The organism is Aquibacillus rhizosphaerae (assembly GCF_030282825.1).
Lineage (GTDB): Bacteria > Bacillota > Bacilli > Bacillales > Amphibacillaceae > Aquibacillus_C > Aquibacillus_C rhizosphaerae.
This window is the reverse complement of sequence record NZ_JASTZU010000034.1, coordinates 41113-59684: the sequence shown is the minus strand read 5'-3', so window position 1 is coordinate 59684 and position 18572 is coordinate 41113. Positions and strand designations below refer to the sequence as shown.

Genomic DNA, 18572 nt, shown 5'->3' with positions numbered 1-18572 from the left:
CCTCACAATTATTGGTACGTTTCTTAGATTACTCCGGCAGTATTTGTTGTAAATAACCATCAAGTCGTTCTAAAGTTAACGGACCAGAAACTACTTCTACAATTTCCCCATCTGGATTTATAAAATAAGTTGTCGGTAATGGGCCAACATTATATAAATCCATTACTTGCTCCTTGTTATCATGTAAAATTGGAAATGTCAAATTATAATTGTCAACAAAACGGTCAATTACTAATTGTGTTGCATCAACACTTACTGCGACAATTTCTATATCATCCTTATACTTTGGATATAAAGATTGCATGTACGGCATTTCATCTTCACATGGTTTACAATACGTTGCCCAAAAATTCAGCATAATTCCCTTACCTTCTAAATCAGCTAAATTTAGTGTTTCAGCATCTCCATTTAATTGCTTTAATTGAAAAGGTGGAGCTTGATCACCTACACCTAATGATGCTTCATCATTGTTGAAGTTTGATATAAGTGCAAAAATTAATGCTGCTAATAAGGCAAGTAAAATAATGGAGCGAAAGAGAAGCCTTTTTTTCTTCTTATTTCTTTTTTGTTTTTTTGCTTCTTCGACTTTACTCAAATTTCTCACACTCCCTTGCCCATTGTATCACTAAAATCAAGATGTAATTATGAACTTTATTTGACAGTTTTTGTTGCTTCTGTTTTTAGCTGTTTTACTTCATGTGGAGTTAACTCTCTTGATTCACCGGCATTAAGTCCTTCTAGGGTTAAAGAACCGTATCGTTCACGTTTTAATTTATCAACAGGAAAATTAATTGCCTCCATCATTCTTCTAATTTGTCTATTCTTTCCTTGATTTAGAATCAACTGGATAATTGCAGTATTTTTCTTCGTATCTGTTGACAGTATCTTCACGTTTTTCGCCTTTAATTTTTCTCCATCAATCTTAATTCCTTTTCTCAAAGGCGCAAGATCTTCCTTCATAGGAATTCCTTTTATTTTAGCCACATACACTTTTTCAATTTCATGTTTCGGGTGCATGAGCAAATTTGCAAATTCTCCATCATTTGTTAACAGAATTAATCCAGATGTATCATAGTCGAGTCTACCGATAGGGAAAACACGTTGATTCACTTCTGGCAAAAGATCCAAAACAACTTTTCGATTTTTATCATCCTTAACACTAGAAATAACTCCTCTAGGTTTATAAAGCAAAAAATAGATAGGTTGCTCTTTTTCTAATGGAACTCCGTTTACTACTACCTCATCATTTTGCCCAACTTTTGTACCTAACGTTTTTACTATCTTTCCATTCACTTTCACTTTACCTTCTTCAATTAATGTTTCCGCTTTTCTTCGAGATGTAACTCCACTTTGTGCTATGACTTTTTGTAATCTTTCCATTATATCACCAAATTTTTTTAGATTTTTTTAACTCGGAATTAAAAAAGTTACTTATCAACTAAATGCTATTATTCTTAGGTTTCCTCCACAGATTGATTCACACTATTATTTTATAACTAGTAAGGAATCTATACCTATTATTAGACGTTTCTCAAAAAAATGCCCTATAACTCCGTATTTACCGAAAAACATAACAAGAGCGTTAACTAGTCGTTAACGCTTAACTTGCAAAAACAATCGTTACAATAACGATTGAAGCTATTATACCAATAAAATCGGCTATGAGTCCAACTTTTAAAGCATCTCCCATCTTTCTAATACCTACAGCACCAAAATAGACGGTTATTATATATAATGTCGTATCTGTACTACCTTGCATGGTTGATGCTAGTCTTCCGATGAAAGAATCTGGTCCAAATGTTTTAATCAGTTCTGTAGTCATTCCTAAAGCGGCAGTTCCTGATATCGGTCTGATTACAGACAAGGGTACAATTTCAGCAGGGATTCCTAGAGTAGCTAATAATGGAGAAATAAGATTGATCATGGCATCCATCGCCCCAGACCCCCGAAGGATTGCAATGGATACAATCATTCCTAGTAAAAATGGAAGAAGGGAAAAAGCCATTTTGACTCCTTCTTTTCCTCCTTCCACAAAAATTTCATATGTTGGTAACTTCTTCCACGTAGCAATTAGTAAAACCATTAAAATAATACAAGGTATAATCCAAGTACTAATTGTTGTTACAATGCTCATTTAGTTTTTCGCACCCTTCTTAAATAGAATAGCCGATCAACAATAATTGCAGCAGTCGATGTAACTAGGGTGGCCATGATTGTAGTTGCAACAATCTCAGTTGGCGCTATGGAATCGTATTGCATTCTAATAGCAATCACTGTTGTTGGAATCAAAGTTAAACTTGATGTATTTATAACTAAAAAAGTTATCATTGAACGACTAGCTTTATCTGAACCACTTAACCGTTTCATTTCTTCCATAGCTTTAATTCCCATAGGGGTCGCTGCATTTCCTAATCCAAATAAATTAGCGGTAAAGTTTGATAAAATGTAACCCATTGCCGGATCATCTTTTGGAATCTCAGGGAACAACCTAGTAACCAGAGGTTTAAAAAGATTCGTAAGTTTCTTTAATAATCCAGCTTGTTCGGCAACTCGCATTAAACCTAACCAAAATACGAGTACACTAATTAAACCGATAGACAAAGTTACAGCTTCATTTGCACTTTCAAATAATGCTTCATTCACCTTGTCCATCGTTCCATTAAACATCGCATAAACAATGCCTATGATTGCCATACCAGCCCAAATATAATTAACCATTATGAAACCCCAACTATGCGATTAAAGATATTGACTATCTCTTGTAAAAAGCCCTTTTCTTCATTATTTTTCTTTTCTTCTTTTTTATCTGTATAGATTTTAGTCTCCGCAATTTCATTTCCTTCTAAACTGTACACTTTCCTTCCTATTACCTCACTATTTTCAAATGAATTCTGATCTACATATGTGGTAGTATCTAGTTCTTTTTTCTCTTCATTTGTTAACGGGACAATTATTTCATTTCTAAGGTAACCTTCGACTGTATTTTCAGTATTTTTAATTTGATAAGACTCTTTACCTATTTCCTGTATTTTTGTTAGATTAAAATTATCGAATCCCCATTCGAACAGACGCATATGATCTTTCCAATCATCTGAAGCATTTAATGTAACTACAATTAATTCCATACCGTCTTTTTCAGCTGTGGATACAAGCGTTCTCCCTGCTGCTTTCGTATAACCTGTTTTACCACCCGTAGAATATTTATAATACCTAGTAAGTAGTTTGTTTTTGTTTCCCCATGCGTACGTCCTTGTTTCGGATTTATAAGAAGTAGAACCTGTTACTTCTCTGAACTCAGCATTTTCCATTGCATATTTGGTAAGGAGTGCCATATCATACGCTGTGGAATAGTGTTTATCTGAATCTAATCCATGTGGATTATCAAAATGAGAATTACTCATACCTATCCAACGGGCTTTTTCATTCATTAAATGAGCAAACCCCTCAACACTTCCACCCACGTGTTCAGCAATCGCTACTGCAGAATCGTTTCCTGATCTTAACATTAATCCATAAACTAAATCTCTTAATTTCATTTTTTCTCCTTCTTTTAAATAAAGAGAAGATCCTTCCGTATATGCTGCACGGTGACTAGCAGTAACAGTTTCATCCATTTTACCTGATTCAATCGCTATAATTGCAGTCATTATTTTGGTAATACTTGCAATCAACTGTGCTTGATTCGCTTGTTTTTCATAAAGTACACGTCCAGTTGATTGTTCAATAAGAACAGCATTATTTGCAGATATACTAGGTTTTGCAAATAAATGAATCGGAAATGCAAAAAGTAACAAGTTGACTAAGCTAATAAGAATAAATAGACGCTTCACTTTGGTTCCTCCCAACCTTACCTATGTCTGTACAATTTTATGCAAAAAGGACGGGCTTATGATTGTAAAATAAAAATAATATGTATTGCACATATTATTCCTACAAATAAAAAAAGTCCCTTATCTCTTAATTAAATAAGCGACAAAGGACTTTTTTTAAATAGCTGTTTTATTATTTATGACAGATAATATATAAAGCCCGCACTAACTATATTCTATACTTTTCTGCAAATTCTTTTGCGTTGAGTGGTAATACTCCGCTTTCCACGGGCACGGCTTCAGTAGGAGTCTACGCATTCTGCCTTCACTTTTAACAGTTTTCCTTTTTTAAAGATAGATAGTTATTAATATTGGGCTATTTTCACTCGAAAGAAAAGTTTACCGAGTGGAGGTAAAATACGACACTCCTATGGGAAAGGAACAGTCTGAAGGCCCCGCAGGGAGCGTTCTTTGCTCGCGAGGAGGCTGAAGCGTTCCCCATGGAAAGGGAGTATTTTTCCGTAGTGCTAGAGACTAACCACTCATGCTTATATAGAATCAAAGAGGTTACGATAAAGTTATTGCAGACTTTATATCAAGTGTGCATATTGAAATACAACAATATTTGCGAAAAGAGCTTTTTAATATAATGGCCAAATTAATTGTTTAGCATTATCAAACCTTTCCTCTACGTGAGACCAATTAACAACATTCCACCAATTATTGATATAAGATGCTCGATCATTCTCGTATTGTAAATAATACGCATGTTCCCATACATCTAAAACTAATAGAGGAACACTATCCCACAAGCTAAACATTTGATGTTTCTCTACAGTTTGAATACCTAATCTACCAGCCCTAGGCTGCCATAAAAGTATAGCCCAGCCAACACCCTCTACGGAAGCGGCAGCTTTGGAAAATAATTGTTGAAAGTTTTTCAACGACCCAAAATCTTTCTTCATTTGACTTAACAAAACATTTCCAGGAGTACCTCCACCTTTAGGAGACATGTTGTTCCAAAATATAGTATGGAGATAATGTCCAGAACCATTAAATGCCTGTTCTCTCAACCAATGCTTAATAAGTTTGGAATCTGGTTTTTTTATATATAACTCTTTTTCTGCATTATTTAGACCATCAACATAAGATTGATGATGTTTCTTATGATGCAACTTCATAATATCTTGTGAAATATAAGGTTCCAAAGCATCATAGGCATAGGGAAGGGGGGGAAGTTGATGTTCACCTGGTTGCAGACTAGTTAATTCATTTCTATCTTTTTCAATAATACTTTTTAACGAGTCTATGAGAGCCTGACTTTTGGTTTGAATGTTATAAATAAATTCATCTGATACATGTTCATTTTCTTCTAATGTATTTTTAATTAACATCTTCCATTTTGTTAAATTAGATAACCAATCATTTATTTCCCCTTTTGAAACTCCTTCACCTGTCCTATTTAATTTACTTTCTATTTCATCGGCCCATGCCAATAATGATTGTAAGTAAATTTTTTTATTATTTTCCACAGTTATCACCTCAAAACATCCTATGTAAAAACTTAAAATTGGGTGATTGAGCTAATGCATATAAATGACATTTAATTATTATCCAAAAAACACTTCAAACAACTCAATTGTTGGATTCGATTTTTGAACTAGCAGGAGTTGTTATTTTACTATTGGAAAGTTTTTAATCCTATCACTTTATTCAATATTTGATTCAATGAAAATCCTAAATCTGCACTAATTGTTTGAAATCTAATATTAAAAGAGATTTTTAAAAAGAGGCTCGGATTCAAATCCAAGCCTCTAGAGTTATTTTTCATGTTTTGAATTTCTCCGAAGTTCTCGGTTACTGATCATTTATCCCCTTCTAAATCCTTAAATCTTTCAAAAAATAAATCAGCTTCATTTTCTACATCAGATTCAGAGATATTTTCAGGCAAAGGTGGTAGCTCATCAATAGATTTTAATCCAAAATAAATCAAGAAATCTTTTGAAGTGCCAAACATAATCGGTCTACCAACCCCCTCTTTTCTTCCTGCTTCTTCGACTAATGATTTAGAAAGAAGCGTTTGAACAGGGCGGTCACTGTTGACCCCCCGTATATCTTCAATTTCCGCTCGTGTAATTGGTTGTTGATATGCAATAATAGCAAGAGTTTCTAAAGCGGCTTGAGATAATCGTGAGGATTGGGGGGATTCCATTAGCCTTTGATAGTAACTAGTATGTTCAGGTTTGGTAGTTAGATGTAAGATTTCATTTGACTGCATCATCGTAATTCCTCTATCAGCGTTTTCATAATCATATTTTAACTCATCGATAATATGATCCACAGTGTTTTTATCTATTTCAAGTAAACGCGCCAGTTGTTTTCTACTGACTCCTTCGTCCCCAGAAACGAACAATAATCCTTCTATAATTGCTTTGTATTCATTTAATTCCACAGTTCATCCTCCATGTTATATACCAATAATTCATCAAAATGCTGTTCCTGTGTACAGTATATCTTCTTAGACTTCATCAATTCCAAAATAGCAATGAAAGTTACAACAATGTGTGATCGAGAGTAATGAGGAAACAATTGTTCAAAAGGTACACCATGTTTCATGCCTTTAATTTGTTCAAGTACCTCATCCATCCTTTGCTGAATAGGGATTTCTGTCCTTTGTATTCTTGTTTCAAGTGGCCGATTCCACTTTTTACGATCAAACACCTTACTCATTGCAGCAATCATATCATAAATTGATATATCACCCCTTACTACAGACTTGTCTGTAGTAAGCTCTTCAAATGCTTTTGGAGGTCTTGTGAATATTTTATTTGAATCGAGCTCCTTTTCTTTTAATTCATTCGCTACCTCTTTATATTTACGATACTCTATCAGTCTTCTCATTAAATCTTCCCTTGGATCTTCCTCAAACATCTCATCTTCTGTTTCAAGTTCTTGGTTAGGTAATAATAACTGACTTTTAATCGCTAATAAGGTAGCTGCCATCACTAGATACTCACTGGCTACATTTAATTCCAGTTGTTGCATCGTATGAATATAAACCATATATTGCTCAGTAATTTGAGAAACAGGAATATCATAGATATCTATTTCATATTGATTAATGAGATGTAATAATAAATCAAGCGGACCTTCAAAAGCATCTATTTTAACTTGGTATGTTTGATACATCTTTTTTGAACATCCTTCCAGTGAGCTTAAGATATAAAAATAATAGATAATAAAATTAAATAATAAAAACGCGAGCCGACAAGTACAACCCTTGATTCGAAAAGTGACTTTCTATGTAGTATTCCTTTATGATCAGGTAAATAAGTAAATACAAGCCTCGGATAGACGCTGGAGCTGGACGGACATGCAACAATAGTCAGTTACCCATATGACACTAAATCTATAATTTCCTACGCAAAAAAAAGCCTTTGTTTTCTAATATAGCAAAGGTAAAGTTATATAGGAAGAATAAATTTATTTCCAAATTTAACTAACTCAACAGAATTAATAAAAAGACAATCTATTTTATGTTGTTATAGTTTCCTTAACAGTATCAATCCGAAAAAAACCAGCTCTATATAAGAGCTGGATTCAAATTAGAATTTACATTTATTTAAAAATCCTTCTGTTAATTCCGTAGCACGTATCTCATATTGATGGCTATACTGTTCTTTAATTCCTTGAATCATTTTTTTCCCTATCCCCACATTTCTATGTGAAGGATTTACCGTAATGTGTTGGATAATTACTTTATCATCTTCATTTATTCTTATACCAACAGCACCTAAAATGTCTTCCTCTTTCCATAAGTAAAGATGCCAATCTGGATTTGATTCATATTCTTTAATGGTGTACTGTAACTTCTTCACTTCTTTTTCATCAGGCATAAAAGATAATAAGCCCATAGCAATTTTTTCGAATGTTTTTTTATAGCGAATTAACATATTAACCCCTCATTAAGAAAATACTTAACAACTAGTAGAAACCACAAATAGCATTAATGACTACTTAACGAAAATTTCTAAATCTTCTTTTATAACCGAGTTTCCATTTACATTACTTGAATGGATTATACACTATTTATGACGTATTTTCTATAATTTGTCAAACATCACTAGTATATCCTAGTTTAGTACAATCAAAAACCAATAAATAAAGCCCCAAATAAAACCAATAGTCAGTAAAACGCTAAAAAGTATCCAATTCTTTTTGTTTTGATTCACAATGCACATTCCTTTAAAAAAATTATTAAATTCAATCCTTTTACTAGCGAACAGTAAGATTTGCTTCCATTCCTTACAGTATAAAATATACTATTTTTTTATTTAATTGTCATTTAAATTCCAATGATAGTTGTAAATTTTTACTTTTTATCCCCTATCAGTTATGAGATTTACTGAGTTAACTAATTAAATAGTTATTTTCACGGGAAAAATATAATTCAAGAAAAAAAGCGAGTCAAATGACTCACTTTTCTTCCACTTTTACTGATTTCATTTCGTCACCTTGCTGAATACGTAATACTGTGTCCAATCCTTCTGTAACTTGTCCAAAAACAGTATGCACCCCATCCAAATGTGGTTGAGGCTCATGTACAAGGAAAAACTGACTTCCACCTGTATCTTTTCCAGCATGTGCCATTGATAGGGAACCTGCTACGTGTTTATGTGGATTTCCTTCTGTTTCACATTTAATTGTATAACCTGGTCCACCCGCTCCAGTACCTGTTGGGTCGCCGCCTTGTGCTACAAAACCCGGAATTACTCTATGGAATACTACTCCATTATAGAAATCACTATTTGCAAGTTTTTCAAAATTTGCTACCGTATTGGGTGCAGCATCTTCAAATAATTCAATAATTATTCTTTCACCATTTTCAAATTCAATCGTTGCTTGTTTCATTATTTTTCCTCCTTTATTAACATGTTAAAAGGTCTCATGTTTACAGTTTCCTAATTTTGCATTCGTAATCAGATCGGGAAGATAAACTCCCCATATCGAATCCTACCATTATTTAATAAGAGATACAATTTTTAAGTTGTTATCTCCCTTTAAATCACTCATAAGACAAATCATTTTTTACAACGTCTTGATATGTTTCCCTTTGGATAACTAACTTATCTTTACCATCTTCCACAAATACTACTGCCGCTTTCGGAAAACGATTGTAGTGACTAGACATCGAATAGCCGTATGCTCCTGTGCTAAAAACGGCTAAATAATCACCGTGATCAACAGAAGGTAAGAGTGCATCCCAAATTAGCATATCACCAGATTCACAACATTTACCGGCAACAGACACTTTCTCTGTTAATGGTTGATCTGCTTTATTTGCTAACACTGCATCATATTTTGCTTGATACAAAGCAGGTCTAATATTGTCAGTCATCCCTCCATCTACAGATATATATCTGCGCACACCAGGGATATCCTTTTTTGAACCTATTGTGTATAATGTTAATCCTGCGTTACCTACAATAGCCCTTCCTGGTTCAATCCATATTTCTGGATAATCCATTTCAGTATCATTTACTTGTTCCTGGATTTCTTTAACAAGAGCCTCCACATAACCATCAAGTGGTAATGGATCGTCTTCATCTGTATAGCGAATACCAAAGCCACCACCCAGATTTAAAACTGCTGGTGAGTATCCATAGTCTCTCTTCCAACTTTTAATCGTTTCAAATAATCTACCAATCGCCATAACAAAGCCGTCAGTTTCAAATATTTGAGAACCGATATGACAGTGGAGGCCTTTTACATTAATTGATTCAATTTCTTTTAGCACCTTAAATGCTTGTTCTGCTTGGCCATTTGATAAATCAAATCCAAATTTAGAATCTTCATTACCTGTCAAAATATAATCATGAGTATGCGCCTCGATACCTGGTGTCACTCTAATTAAAACATCCATTTTAGCATTATAGTTTTCTAGTATTTCTTGCAATAACTCTATTTCATAGAAATTATCAATGACAATACAACCAATTTCATTTTTAACTGCCATTTCAAGCTCTTGATAATTTTTGTTATTTCCATGCAAATGAATCTTTTCTACCGGAAAATTAGCTTGCAATGCTGTGTACAGTTCTCCTTGTGACACAACGTCTAAGCTAAGTTTTTCTTGTTTTGCAACTTGAAGCATCGCCACAGAAGAAAAAGCCTTACTGGCATAAGCAACTTGAGCTTTAACACCATACTTTTCAAATGTATCAACAAATGCACGAGCATTATTTCTAATCTCGTTTACATCGTACACAAATAGAGGTGTACCATACTTATTTGCTAAGTCAACGGTATCTAAACCATTAACTGCTAGATGACCGTTATCATTTATTTTAAAAGGAAACATCGTTACACCTCCGGTAAATTCTAAAAACAAAAATCCCTTATCACCATTATTATTCCTCTGAATGATAATGGTGGAACAAGGGATTTATAATTCTATACTTCCCAATCTTATTTTATAAACATAAAATTAATTTAACACATTCATACCTTCTGTTCAACATATACATTATGGTTGTTTATAATTGTTTCGTGGGTGTACAATACTAGGACGATCTTTCGTTAGAGGTACAGATACACGAAACAATATATGCATAATTGCCTTACCGTTAAATGGAAGAAACGGCCACAAATATGGTGTATTTAAGGATCTAATACAAGATAGAAGTAATATATACAGGGTGAAACCTATAACTAAGCCAGGTACGCCAAAGACAGAAGTAATTATTATTAAAATTACCCTACTGATTTTATTTGCAATACTTAATTCATAGCTAGGGGTAGCAAATGAACCTATCGCGCTCACCGCAACATAAAGAATTACTTCCGCACTAAACATACCCACATCAATAGCAATTTGGCCAATTAAAACAGCAGCTATTAAACCCATTGCAGTTGATAATGGTGTCGGTGTATGAATAGCAGCCATCCTTAAAAATTCAATACCTATATCTGCCATAATAATTTGTACAACTATTGGAATATTCCCTACTTCATTTGGTCCTATGAACTGTAATTCTTTCGGTAAGAGCGAAGGTTCCATTACCATTAAAAGCCAAAATGGCAATAGAAAAATGGAAGCAAAAATACCAATAAAACGAACCCAACGGATAAAGGTACCAACAGCTGGTGACTGACGATATTCCTCCGCATGTTGAACATGATGGAAATAAGTTGTAGGAGTAATAATCATACTTGGTGATGTATCAACCATGATTAATACGTGCCCCTCAAATAAATGATTTGCAGAAACATCGGGTCTTTCCGTATATCTTACAAGCGGAAAAGGATTAAACCCTTGTTTTACAAGGTATTCTTCGACTGTTTTATCAGCCATTGAAAGACCATCAATCTCAATCTTATTTATTTCATCTTTAATTTTTTTAACTAACCCTTCATCTGCAATGTCCTGTATATAAGATATACATATATCAGTTTTGGATCGTTCTCCAACTTGAACAATTTCGTGTCGCAATCTTTCATCTCTTACTCTTCTCCTAGTTAAAGCGGTATTTTGAATAATGTTTTCTGTATAGCCATCTCTTGCGCCACGAACAACCTTTTCCGTGTCAGGTTCTTGAGGACTTCTACCAGGGTAACTTCTTACATCAACAACAAAAGCTTCTTCTTCGCCATCGACAAAGATAACAATAAGACCCGATAACAATTGATCTACCGCTTCATCCATCGTTTTCACTTTCGTTACTTGCTGGTGAACTAGTCTGTTTTCAATAATTTCAGGAATTTTTCTTACATTACTTTCATGGTCATTAATTTCAACTAGCTTTTTCATTAATTCTACGATAATTGCGGTTTCATTCAAACCTGTTAAATAATATAAATGAATATCTTTTTTTAAGATTTTAAAATCTCTAAATCCTACGTCAAAAGAAGTACCAACACCCACTTTTTCTTCAAAGTATCTTTCTGTTTCTTTTATTTTTGCTGAGATGGGTTTCTTCTCTTTAGTTTCTCTCAAGTTAAGCCACCTCTTTCTAAAATAATTTCAATTGCTTTCCTAGTTATGGGAGAACCTTTTTTAATATCATCTTTTCCTTGCATTTTCCCGATATCACCAATTGCTATTATGATTGGAAGATCTAACTGGTCTAATGAATAAACGGTATCTCCGTTAATCCTCCCTATTTCCGGCAATCGAACACCCTGCTTATCGACTCCATACGGAATCAATTCACCATAATGATCAATTGCAAAGGTAAATCTTGACCACTCTGTATTTTTCGTGTGTGCAGCAACTGCAATGACACCGATAATTTCTATTTTGGGATCATCTACTAATTCTAAAAGTATTTTCTCACCTGCTCCAACACCAGGTATTCCAGCATCGTCAATTAAGACGTAAACCGGATCTTTTGACGTATTATAAATAGCATGTTTCACTTCACTTGGTGATACATGTGTTGGATTATCAGATAAGTAAGATAAACTGGTCCCACCAATCTCACCTGCTAAATAATCCAGCGTTTTACGCGCATACTCATCACCATCGGTTATTACAATTACTTTTTTTTGTACTACCATAAATATCTTTCCTTTCAGAAAAGAAAACATAATTACCTTATTCAGTCATCTGCGACATAGATAGTTTGGAAATGGTTTTATCCAACTACTCATTGTTTTAGGTGACAACAAAATTGGTATTATGAAATTGATTAAATTACCTAACAAATACAATCCACTGAAATAAAGAACCAAATATTTTTCCAAATACAATTGCCATTAAAAACCAAAGAATATGACTTTCTAGCCCAATTCGTTTTGCTAACAAGGGAAAAACATTTAATACTTCTGTCAAAGCAGCAGCCAGCATTCCTATAAATATCCCATGAAATACACCCCAAATCATTACAAATAGCATAGATGCATTTATAACAGCACCAGTAAATGAGAGATAGGTACCAAATAGCGCTCCAAGAATGACACCCACTTCATACGGTTTTACATAGAGTTGAGATTTACTTAATTGAACTAATCTCGGTATAATCCCCAATACAGTTAAAAATGCTACAAAACCAGTTCCAACTACAAGACCAGAGGCAAAACCGATAATAATTTCAACTAGATGACTTATTATCATGCTTGTTATTTAAATGAGTTAAGTTATTTTCATGTTTTGTAACATAATTATCCAGGTCTTGTTGGTACTTAAACATCTCAACTTCAAGCGGACTTGGTTCTTCATTAAAACGTTTTTTGAAAAGATGATTAAAAAATAAAATCATCCCTACTCCTAATCCCAAAGAATATGGTATTTGCATCCATAACGGGTAGTTTGATTCTTTTCCGGTTAACAAAAAATGCAACTTTTGCTGTACTTCTTGCATGCTTACATCATAATGAAAATTCATTATCGCCATCGCCGACCCTATAAATAATAGTAGCCATATAAAACACACTAATAGGATGGAAGGTTTTTTTATTTTTTCCTTTATTCTTACAATGGTTTGAGTGGGGCCTAATTGTTGAATTTCTAAATCAGGGAAATTTTTTATTAATTGATCAACAACCAGAAACCCATCTATTACCGATACGTTCTGATCATCTTCTGATATTTGATAGATAAATGTTTGACCTATATCCTCAACAAGAGCGCGGTCACCTGAGATATAAGCGATATCTTTTAGTTGAATCTTTGTGTTTGGAGACACTAACAAATCTTTTTTTAATCGCAAATAAATAATTTCCCCCATTTAATTTCCTCCTTCTTCGGAAATCACCACTATTAGTATGAGTAGGAAAGCATGGAAACATGCATTTTATCAAAAACTAAATAGGAAATCTTCGTAATAAGAAAAAGCCTCTATTGCTGTTATACTCCTGTATTAGAACGTGAACTGAAAGATAGGAAATTCACTATAATCAAATCCCTCCACAGAAATATGCAAAAATTATTAAACTACAGGCGCTTAGAACAAGGATAGGGTGAAACATTTTATAATCAACTACGTCTATATAGTAAGGAGGATGGGATGTGGAAAAATATGGTTTTATTATATTCTTAGTCTTTATACTGTTTGTCGTCAATGGTTGTGGAATTATGAGTACAAGTCCGAAAATAACAGAAGAAGAAGTTAATGCAATTGTCATTGAAAAATACACTGGAGAAATAGGTAAAGTTGAAATCGTAACAATAACTCACAAAAAAGGTAAGTATATTGTAGAGTGGGAAAATACAGGGAACTGCGAGAGTGGTGTTGACCATATTGATGACCAAAGCGGTGAATACATTAAGGGTGAAAATACAATTTGTTAGAAAGTAACTGTTTGCTTTCAAATAGAAGGTGCTTTGATTTAATAAAAAAATATTAAATTGAAAACGCAGAGGTGATAGCACCTCTGCGTTTTCTTATGTGTTTTTTGATTACATCCCTTTTTATTATCCTTTAAATTAGAGCATAATCTACATCAAAAGTGGACTACTATCCTAATGGACAATCCTACTTTCACATACCAATCTGTTCTTTTATAAAATCTAATATCTTTTTCTCTAGTCTCGATACTTGTACTTGAGATATTCCTAGCCTTTTAGCAACTTCTGATTGTGTTTTATCTTTATAGTATCTAAGATAAACAATTAATCTTTCTCTCTCCTCTAACTGTCTAATGGTCTCTTGTAATGCAATTTTATCAAACCATTTTGAATCTTGATCAGCAATTTGATCTAACAAAGTTATAGGGTCACCATCATTTTCATACACTGTCTCGTGAATAGAATGAGGAAGCTTAGACGCTTCTTGAGCATGTACAATTTCCTCTGGTGATAAATCCAGTTCAAGAGCCAATTCATTTATTGTGGGGGACCTCCCCATATCCTTAGTTAATTCATCTTTTTTTCTTCTGATTTTATTTCCGATTTCTTTTAAAGATCTACTTACTTTTACACTACCATCATCACGAATGAAACGTTGAATTTCTCCAATTATCATTGGCACAGCATACGTAGAAAAACGGACATCATAAGAAAGGTCAAACTTATCAATAGACTTTAGTAAACCTATACACCCGATTTGAAATAAATCATCAGGGTCATACCCCCGATTAATAAACCTCTGGACAACTGACCAAACTAAACGGACATTCTTTTCAACCAATAAATCACGAGAATCTTGATCGCCTTTTTGGCTAAGCTGAATGTGTCGTTTTACTTCTTCATCAGTTAACTGCTCGTCTTTTTTTGTTTTCTTTAGTTCTATTTCCATAGGCATCCCCTTAATTGCATAAGGTTTTACTCTTCTTGAAATGTTTAATTAACTTCACTGTAGTACCTTCTTGGGTATTCGAATTTATTTCTACTTTGTCCATAAAGTTTTCCATAATGGTAAAACCCATTCCTGACCTTTCTAACTCTGGCTTTGAAGTGTACAAAGGCTGAATTGCTTCATCGATATTTTCAATACCTACTCCATAATCACGAATAACCAACTCCACTACATCATCATCTAATGTACATGATATATATATCTTTTGCTCAGGTTCGTTATTGTAGCCGTGAATGATAGAATTCGTAACCGCTTCAGACACTACCGTTTTAATTTCCGTTAATTCATCCATTGTTGGATCTAATTGTGAAACAAATGCTGCTACTGTAACTCGAGCAAAAGACTCATTGGCACTTAGGCTAGCAAATTCTAAATTCATTGTATTTCTCATGAAGCCACCCCCAAGCTTAAAAGGGCGAACTGTTCACTTTCTTCTAAGCGAATGATTTTAAATAAACCAGACATATCAAATAAACGCTTTACTGCAGGTGAAATAGAACAAACCACCATTTCCCCTCCCGCTTGTTTAACTTCCTTATATCTACCAAGTATGACTCCCAATCCGGAACTATCCATAAATGACAATTGCTCAAGGTTCAATATAACGTGTTGAGCATTTTTTTCTCTCATGGCTATTTGCCATTCTTTTTTCAAATTTTCAGCTGCATGATGATCTAGCTCACCTGATAGACGAACTAACAATACATTTTCTTTCGTTGTTAATTTAACGGAAAGACTCACTACTGATTCCTCCTTACCTATTTCTGTAGTGAACCTTTTTCTTTATTTGATGGCTAAAATCCTTCTTGTCGACAAAAGAAGTGCTCATTCGTAAAAGTTAGTTAAATTTAATCTTTTTTCACCATTTCATCCATAGAACGCTTAAATAACTGCCATAAACTAGCTTTTTCTACATCTTCTTGCACAATCAAAGGTGTTTCTGAGAGGATTTCTCCTTTTTTTCTTACTTCTAATGTTCCAACTTGATCACCTTTCCATAAAGGAAGTTCTATTTCAGTATTCATTTTCACGATTGATTCAACATCTTCAAATTTTTCACCTTTTTCATGAATGACAGAAACAGATTCGCCAGTTACAACATCCACATTATCGGTAGCAGCTTTTATCATATTAATCTTTGATACGGATTGATTTCGCTCAAACAATTGTTTCGTCTCGTATTGAGAAAAAGCATAATCAAGCATTTGTGTAACATCACTATTACGTTTTTTCGTTGTATCTGCTCCAAGAACAACAGCAATTGTTCTCATATCACCTTTTTTCGCTGTAGCAGTAAGACAATACTTTGCTTCTGATGTATATCCTGTTTTCAAACCATCTACACCGTCATAAAATTTCACCAATTTATTTGTGTTTACAAGCCAAAACTCATCCTCCGTACCCTTCCTTAAATAATCATCATAAATACTTGTGTAATCTGTTATCTCTTCATGTACAAGTAACTCTTTTGCCATTAAACCTAAATCATAAGCGGTACTAAAATGGTCATCAGCTGGCAGACCAGTAGTATTTTGAAAACGCGTATTTTCTAGTCCTAGTTCTTTAGCCTTCTCATTCATCATGGATACAAAAGCTTCTTCGCTTCCTGCAATTCTTTCTGCAAGTGCTACACTAGCATCATTACCCGATGCAACAGCTACTCCTTTTATCAAATCATTCACTACCATTTCTTCTCCTGCTTCTAGGAAGATCTGAGATCCACCCATTGATGCAGCATATTCACTGACTCTGACTGTATCATCTAGCTTTATTTTGCCATCATCTAGTGCCTCCATAATTAGAATAAGTGTCATGATTTTAGTCATGCTCGCTGGGGGTAATTGTTCATGTGCATTTTTTTCATACAATATTTTCCCTGTGTCACGTTCTAATAATAAAGCTGATTTTGAATTTTTTGCTAAATTCAAACTATCTTCTTGCTCTGTTGTTTCGTTTCCACTATCGCTTTCTTCCGCATTAGCAGTAACTATTCCAACAGTTGCAAATAAAGTGAATACCATAAATAGCGGAAAGATAATTTTTCTCATGTCTCAACCTCCAAAATCATTAGTGTTCATATTTTTTCCATAAATTGAAGATTTTATAACCAAAAAAAATAACCCGATTAAAATCGGGTTACCTAAACATCGTTTTCACCTATTGAATTACTTTATATATGAGTGTTTTTTCGCCTAAACTATTTGAAGAAATTTCATATGCATTCAGCACTTTTTCTATCGAATCTGTTGGTGAAGTTGTATCACTTAGAAGGACAGCTAGTGCTTCACCAGCTTTAATTTCATCCCCAATTTTTTTCTTTAGTGTTATTCCCACCCCATGATTTATTTTATCATCTTTCGTAGCTCTTCCTGCTCCTAGATACATCGCTGCGATTCCAATAGACTCTGCATCAATTGCCGTAACATAACCATCTGTTTCAGCTTTAACTTCGACTTGATGCTTGGAAGAAGGTAACTTTGTTAAGTCATCAATCATACTTACATCTCCACCTTGCGCTCCCACAAAGGAACGAAAAGCTTCAAACGCTTTTCTATTTTCGAGATTTTCTTCAAGCACTTTATATGCTTCATCATAGGAAGCAAACGTTTTTGCTAAAACTGTCATGTGAGAAGCTAACGCAAGTGCCAACTCTCTTAGGTCATTTACTTTCTTCCCTTGTAATACCTCAACTGCTTCTTTTACTTCATTTGCATTTCCTATTTCAAAACCTAATGGCTGGTTCATATCACTTATTATCGCTACTGTATTCCGACCTAAATTCTTACCGATTGTTACCATTTCTTTAGCTAACGCTTCTGAATTCTCTATCGATTTCATGAAAGCACCAGAACCAGTCTTTACATCTAACACAATGCTATCGGCTCCGGACGCTAGTTTTTTACTCATAATCGATCCAGCAATTAAAGGTATTGAGTCCACTGTTGCTGTAACATCTCTTAATGCATAAAGCTTTTTGTCTGCAGGAGCTAAATTACCTGTCTGGCCCGCAACAGCCAACTTATACTTGTTAACATTATCGATAAACTCTTGTTCTGTCATTTCAATTTTAAAACCTTCAATGGACTCTAGCTTATCCAGTGTTCCACCTGTATGACCAAGACCTCTACCAGACATTTTTGCAACAGGTACACCAACGGACGCAACTAAAGGTCCTACAATAAACGTTGTTTTATCCCCTACGCCTCCTGTTGAATGTTTATCTACTTTTGATCCAACAATTGGTGACAAGTCTATTGTATCTCCAGAGTCAACCATTGCTTGTGTTAATACAGCTGTTTCTTTTTCGGTCATTCCTTTATAATAGATAGCCATAAGCAAAGCAGATACTTGATAATCCGGAATGGTTTCCTCCGTATATCCCTCTATAAAAAAGCGAATTTCTTCTTCCGTTAATTGCTTGCCATTTCTTTTATTCATAATGACATCGACCATTCTCATATACGCA

21 protein-coding genes are annotated in these 18572 nt (G+C 34.1%); 1 reads left to right on the top strand and 20 read right to left on the bottom strand.

Features of this window, described 5'->3' with window-relative positions:
* Positions 1-28: 28 nt before the first annotated feature.
* From resA to QQS35_RS09805, 15 genes are all read right to left on the bottom strand, one after another.
* On the bottom strand, positions 29-595 hold the full coding sequence (resA, locus tag QQS35_RS09875) for a thiol-disulfide oxidoreductase ResA (RefSeq protein WP_285931896.1): 567 nt from the start codon (positions 593-595) through the stop codon (positions 29-31).
* 56 nt (positions 596-651) lie between these two features.
* Positions 652-1380: a pseudouridine synthase gene (locus tag QQS35_RS09870; RefSeq protein ID WP_285931895.1), complete on the bottom strand. Its 729-nt coding sequence runs from the start codon at positions 1378-1380 to the stop codon at positions 652-654.
* Between the two features lie 220 nt (positions 1381-1600).
* On the bottom strand, positions 1601-2134 hold the full coding sequence (locus tag QQS35_RS09865) for a spore maturation protein (protein ID WP_285931894.1): 534 nt from the start codon (positions 2132-2134) through the stop codon (positions 1601-1603).
* On the bottom strand, positions 2131-2718 hold the full coding sequence (locus QQS35_RS09860; protein WP_285931893.1) for a nucleoside recognition domain-containing protein: 588 nt from the start codon (positions 2716-2718) through the stop codon (positions 2131-2133). Before QQS35_RS09860 ends, QQS35_RS09865 begins: the two co-directional genes overlap by 4 nt.
* Entirely contained in the window at positions 2718-3830 is a 1113-nt protein-coding gene (locus tag QQS35_RS09855) for a D-alanyl-D-alanine carboxypeptidase family protein (RefSeq protein WP_285931892.1), read from the bottom strand. Before QQS35_RS09855 ends, QQS35_RS09860 begins: the two co-directional genes overlap by 1 nt.
* 620 nt (positions 3831-4450) lie before the next feature.
* Complete coding sequence (locus QQS35_RS09850; protein ID WP_285931891.1) at positions 4451-5341, bottom strand: superoxide dismutase; 891 nt, start codon at positions 5339-5341, stop codon at positions 4451-4453.
* 332 nt (positions 5342-5673) lie between these two features.
* Complete coding sequence (scpB, locus tag QQS35_RS09845) at positions 5674-6261, bottom strand: SMC-Scp complex subunit ScpB (RefSeq protein WP_285931890.1); 588 nt, start codon at positions 6259-6261, stop codon at positions 5674-5676.
* A complete protein-coding gene (locus QQS35_RS09840; protein WP_285931889.1) occupies positions 6252-6998 on the bottom strand; it encodes a segregation/condensation protein A in 747 nt (248 codons plus the stop codon). The genes scpB and QQS35_RS09840 overlap by 10 nt, the downstream gene beginning before the upstream one ends.
* Before the next feature lie 416 nt (positions 6999-7414).
* Positions 7415-7762: a GNAT family N-acetyltransferase gene (locus QQS35_RS09835; protein ID WP_285931888.1), complete on the bottom strand. Its 348-nt coding sequence runs from the start codon at positions 7760-7762 to the stop codon at positions 7415-7417.
* Between the two features lie 523 nt (positions 7763-8285).
* Positions 8286-8720, bottom strand: coding sequence for a peptidylprolyl isomerase (locus tag QQS35_RS09830; RefSeq protein ID WP_285931887.1), 435 nt, complete (start codon positions 8718-8720; stop codon positions 8286-8288).
* A gap of 154 nt (positions 8721-8874) precedes the next feature.
* Complete coding sequence (gene lysA / locus QQS35_RS09825) at positions 8875-10170, bottom strand: diaminopimelate decarboxylase (RefSeq protein ID WP_285931886.1); 1296 nt, start codon at positions 10168-10170, stop codon at positions 8875-8877.
* 165 nt (positions 10171-10335) lie between these two features.
* A complete protein-coding gene (locus QQS35_RS09820; protein ID WP_285931885.1) occupies positions 10336-11805 on the bottom strand; it encodes a spore germination protein in 1470 nt (489 codons plus the stop codon).
* Entirely contained in the window at positions 11802-12368 is a 567-nt protein-coding gene (locus QQS35_RS09815) for a stage V sporulation protein AE (protein ID WP_285931884.1), read from the bottom strand. Before QQS35_RS09815 ends, QQS35_RS09820 begins: the two co-directional genes overlap by 4 nt.
* Positions 12369-12504: 136 nt before the next feature.
* On the bottom strand, positions 12505-12924 hold the full coding sequence (locus QQS35_RS09810) for a stage V sporulation protein AB (protein WP_285931883.1): 420 nt from the start codon (positions 12922-12924) through the stop codon (positions 12505-12507).
* A complete protein-coding gene (locus QQS35_RS09805) occupies positions 12902-13537 on the bottom strand; it encodes a stage V sporulation protein AA (RefSeq protein WP_285931882.1) in 636 nt (211 codons plus the stop codon). The genes QQS35_RS09810 and QQS35_RS09805 overlap by 23 nt, the downstream gene beginning before the upstream one ends.
* Before the next feature lie 281 nt (positions 13538-13818).
* Here QQS35_RS09805 and QQS35_RS09800 point away from each other — a divergent pair, with 281 nt between their 5' ends.
* Positions 13819-14100 carry a hypothetical protein gene (locus QQS35_RS09800; protein WP_285931881.1) on the top strand — a complete coding sequence of 94 codons (282 nt, stop codon included), beginning with the start codon at positions 13819-13821 and terminating at the stop codon, positions 14098-14100.
* A 190-nt stretch (positions 14101-14290) separates the two neighbouring features.
* On the opposite strand, the gene sigF is transcribed toward QQS35_RS09800, so the two are convergent.
* From sigF to QQS35_RS09775, 5 genes are all read right to left on the bottom strand, one after another.
* Positions 14291-15046 (bottom strand): RNA polymerase sporulation sigma factor SigF, encoded by a 756-nt coding sequence (sigF, locus tag QQS35_RS09795; protein ID WP_285931880.1) that lies wholly within the window; start codon positions 15044-15046, stop codon positions 14291-14293.
* A 10-nt stretch (positions 15047-15056) separates the two neighbouring features.
* Positions 15057-15497, bottom strand: coding sequence for an anti-sigma F factor (spoIIAB, locus tag QQS35_RS09790; protein ID WP_285931879.1), 441 nt, complete (start codon positions 15495-15497; stop codon positions 15057-15059).
* On the bottom strand, positions 15494-15847 hold the full coding sequence (gene spoIIAA / locus QQS35_RS09785) for an anti-sigma F factor antagonist (RefSeq protein ID WP_285931878.1): 354 nt from the start codon (positions 15845-15847) through the stop codon (positions 15494-15496). The genes spoIIAB and spoIIAA overlap by 4 nt, the downstream gene beginning before the upstream one ends.
* A gap of 107 nt (positions 15848-15954) precedes the next feature.
* Positions 15955-17154, bottom strand: a complete 1200-nt coding sequence (locus QQS35_RS09780; RefSeq protein WP_285931877.1) for a D-alanyl-D-alanine carboxypeptidase family protein — start codon at positions 17152-17154, stop codon at positions 15955-15957.
* Between the two features lie 109 nt (positions 17155-17263).
* Complete coding sequence (locus QQS35_RS09775) at positions 17264-18565, bottom strand: pyrimidine-nucleoside phosphorylase (RefSeq protein WP_285931876.1); 1302 nt, start codon at positions 18563-18565, stop codon at positions 17264-17266.
* Positions 18566-18572: the final 7 nt, after the last annotated feature.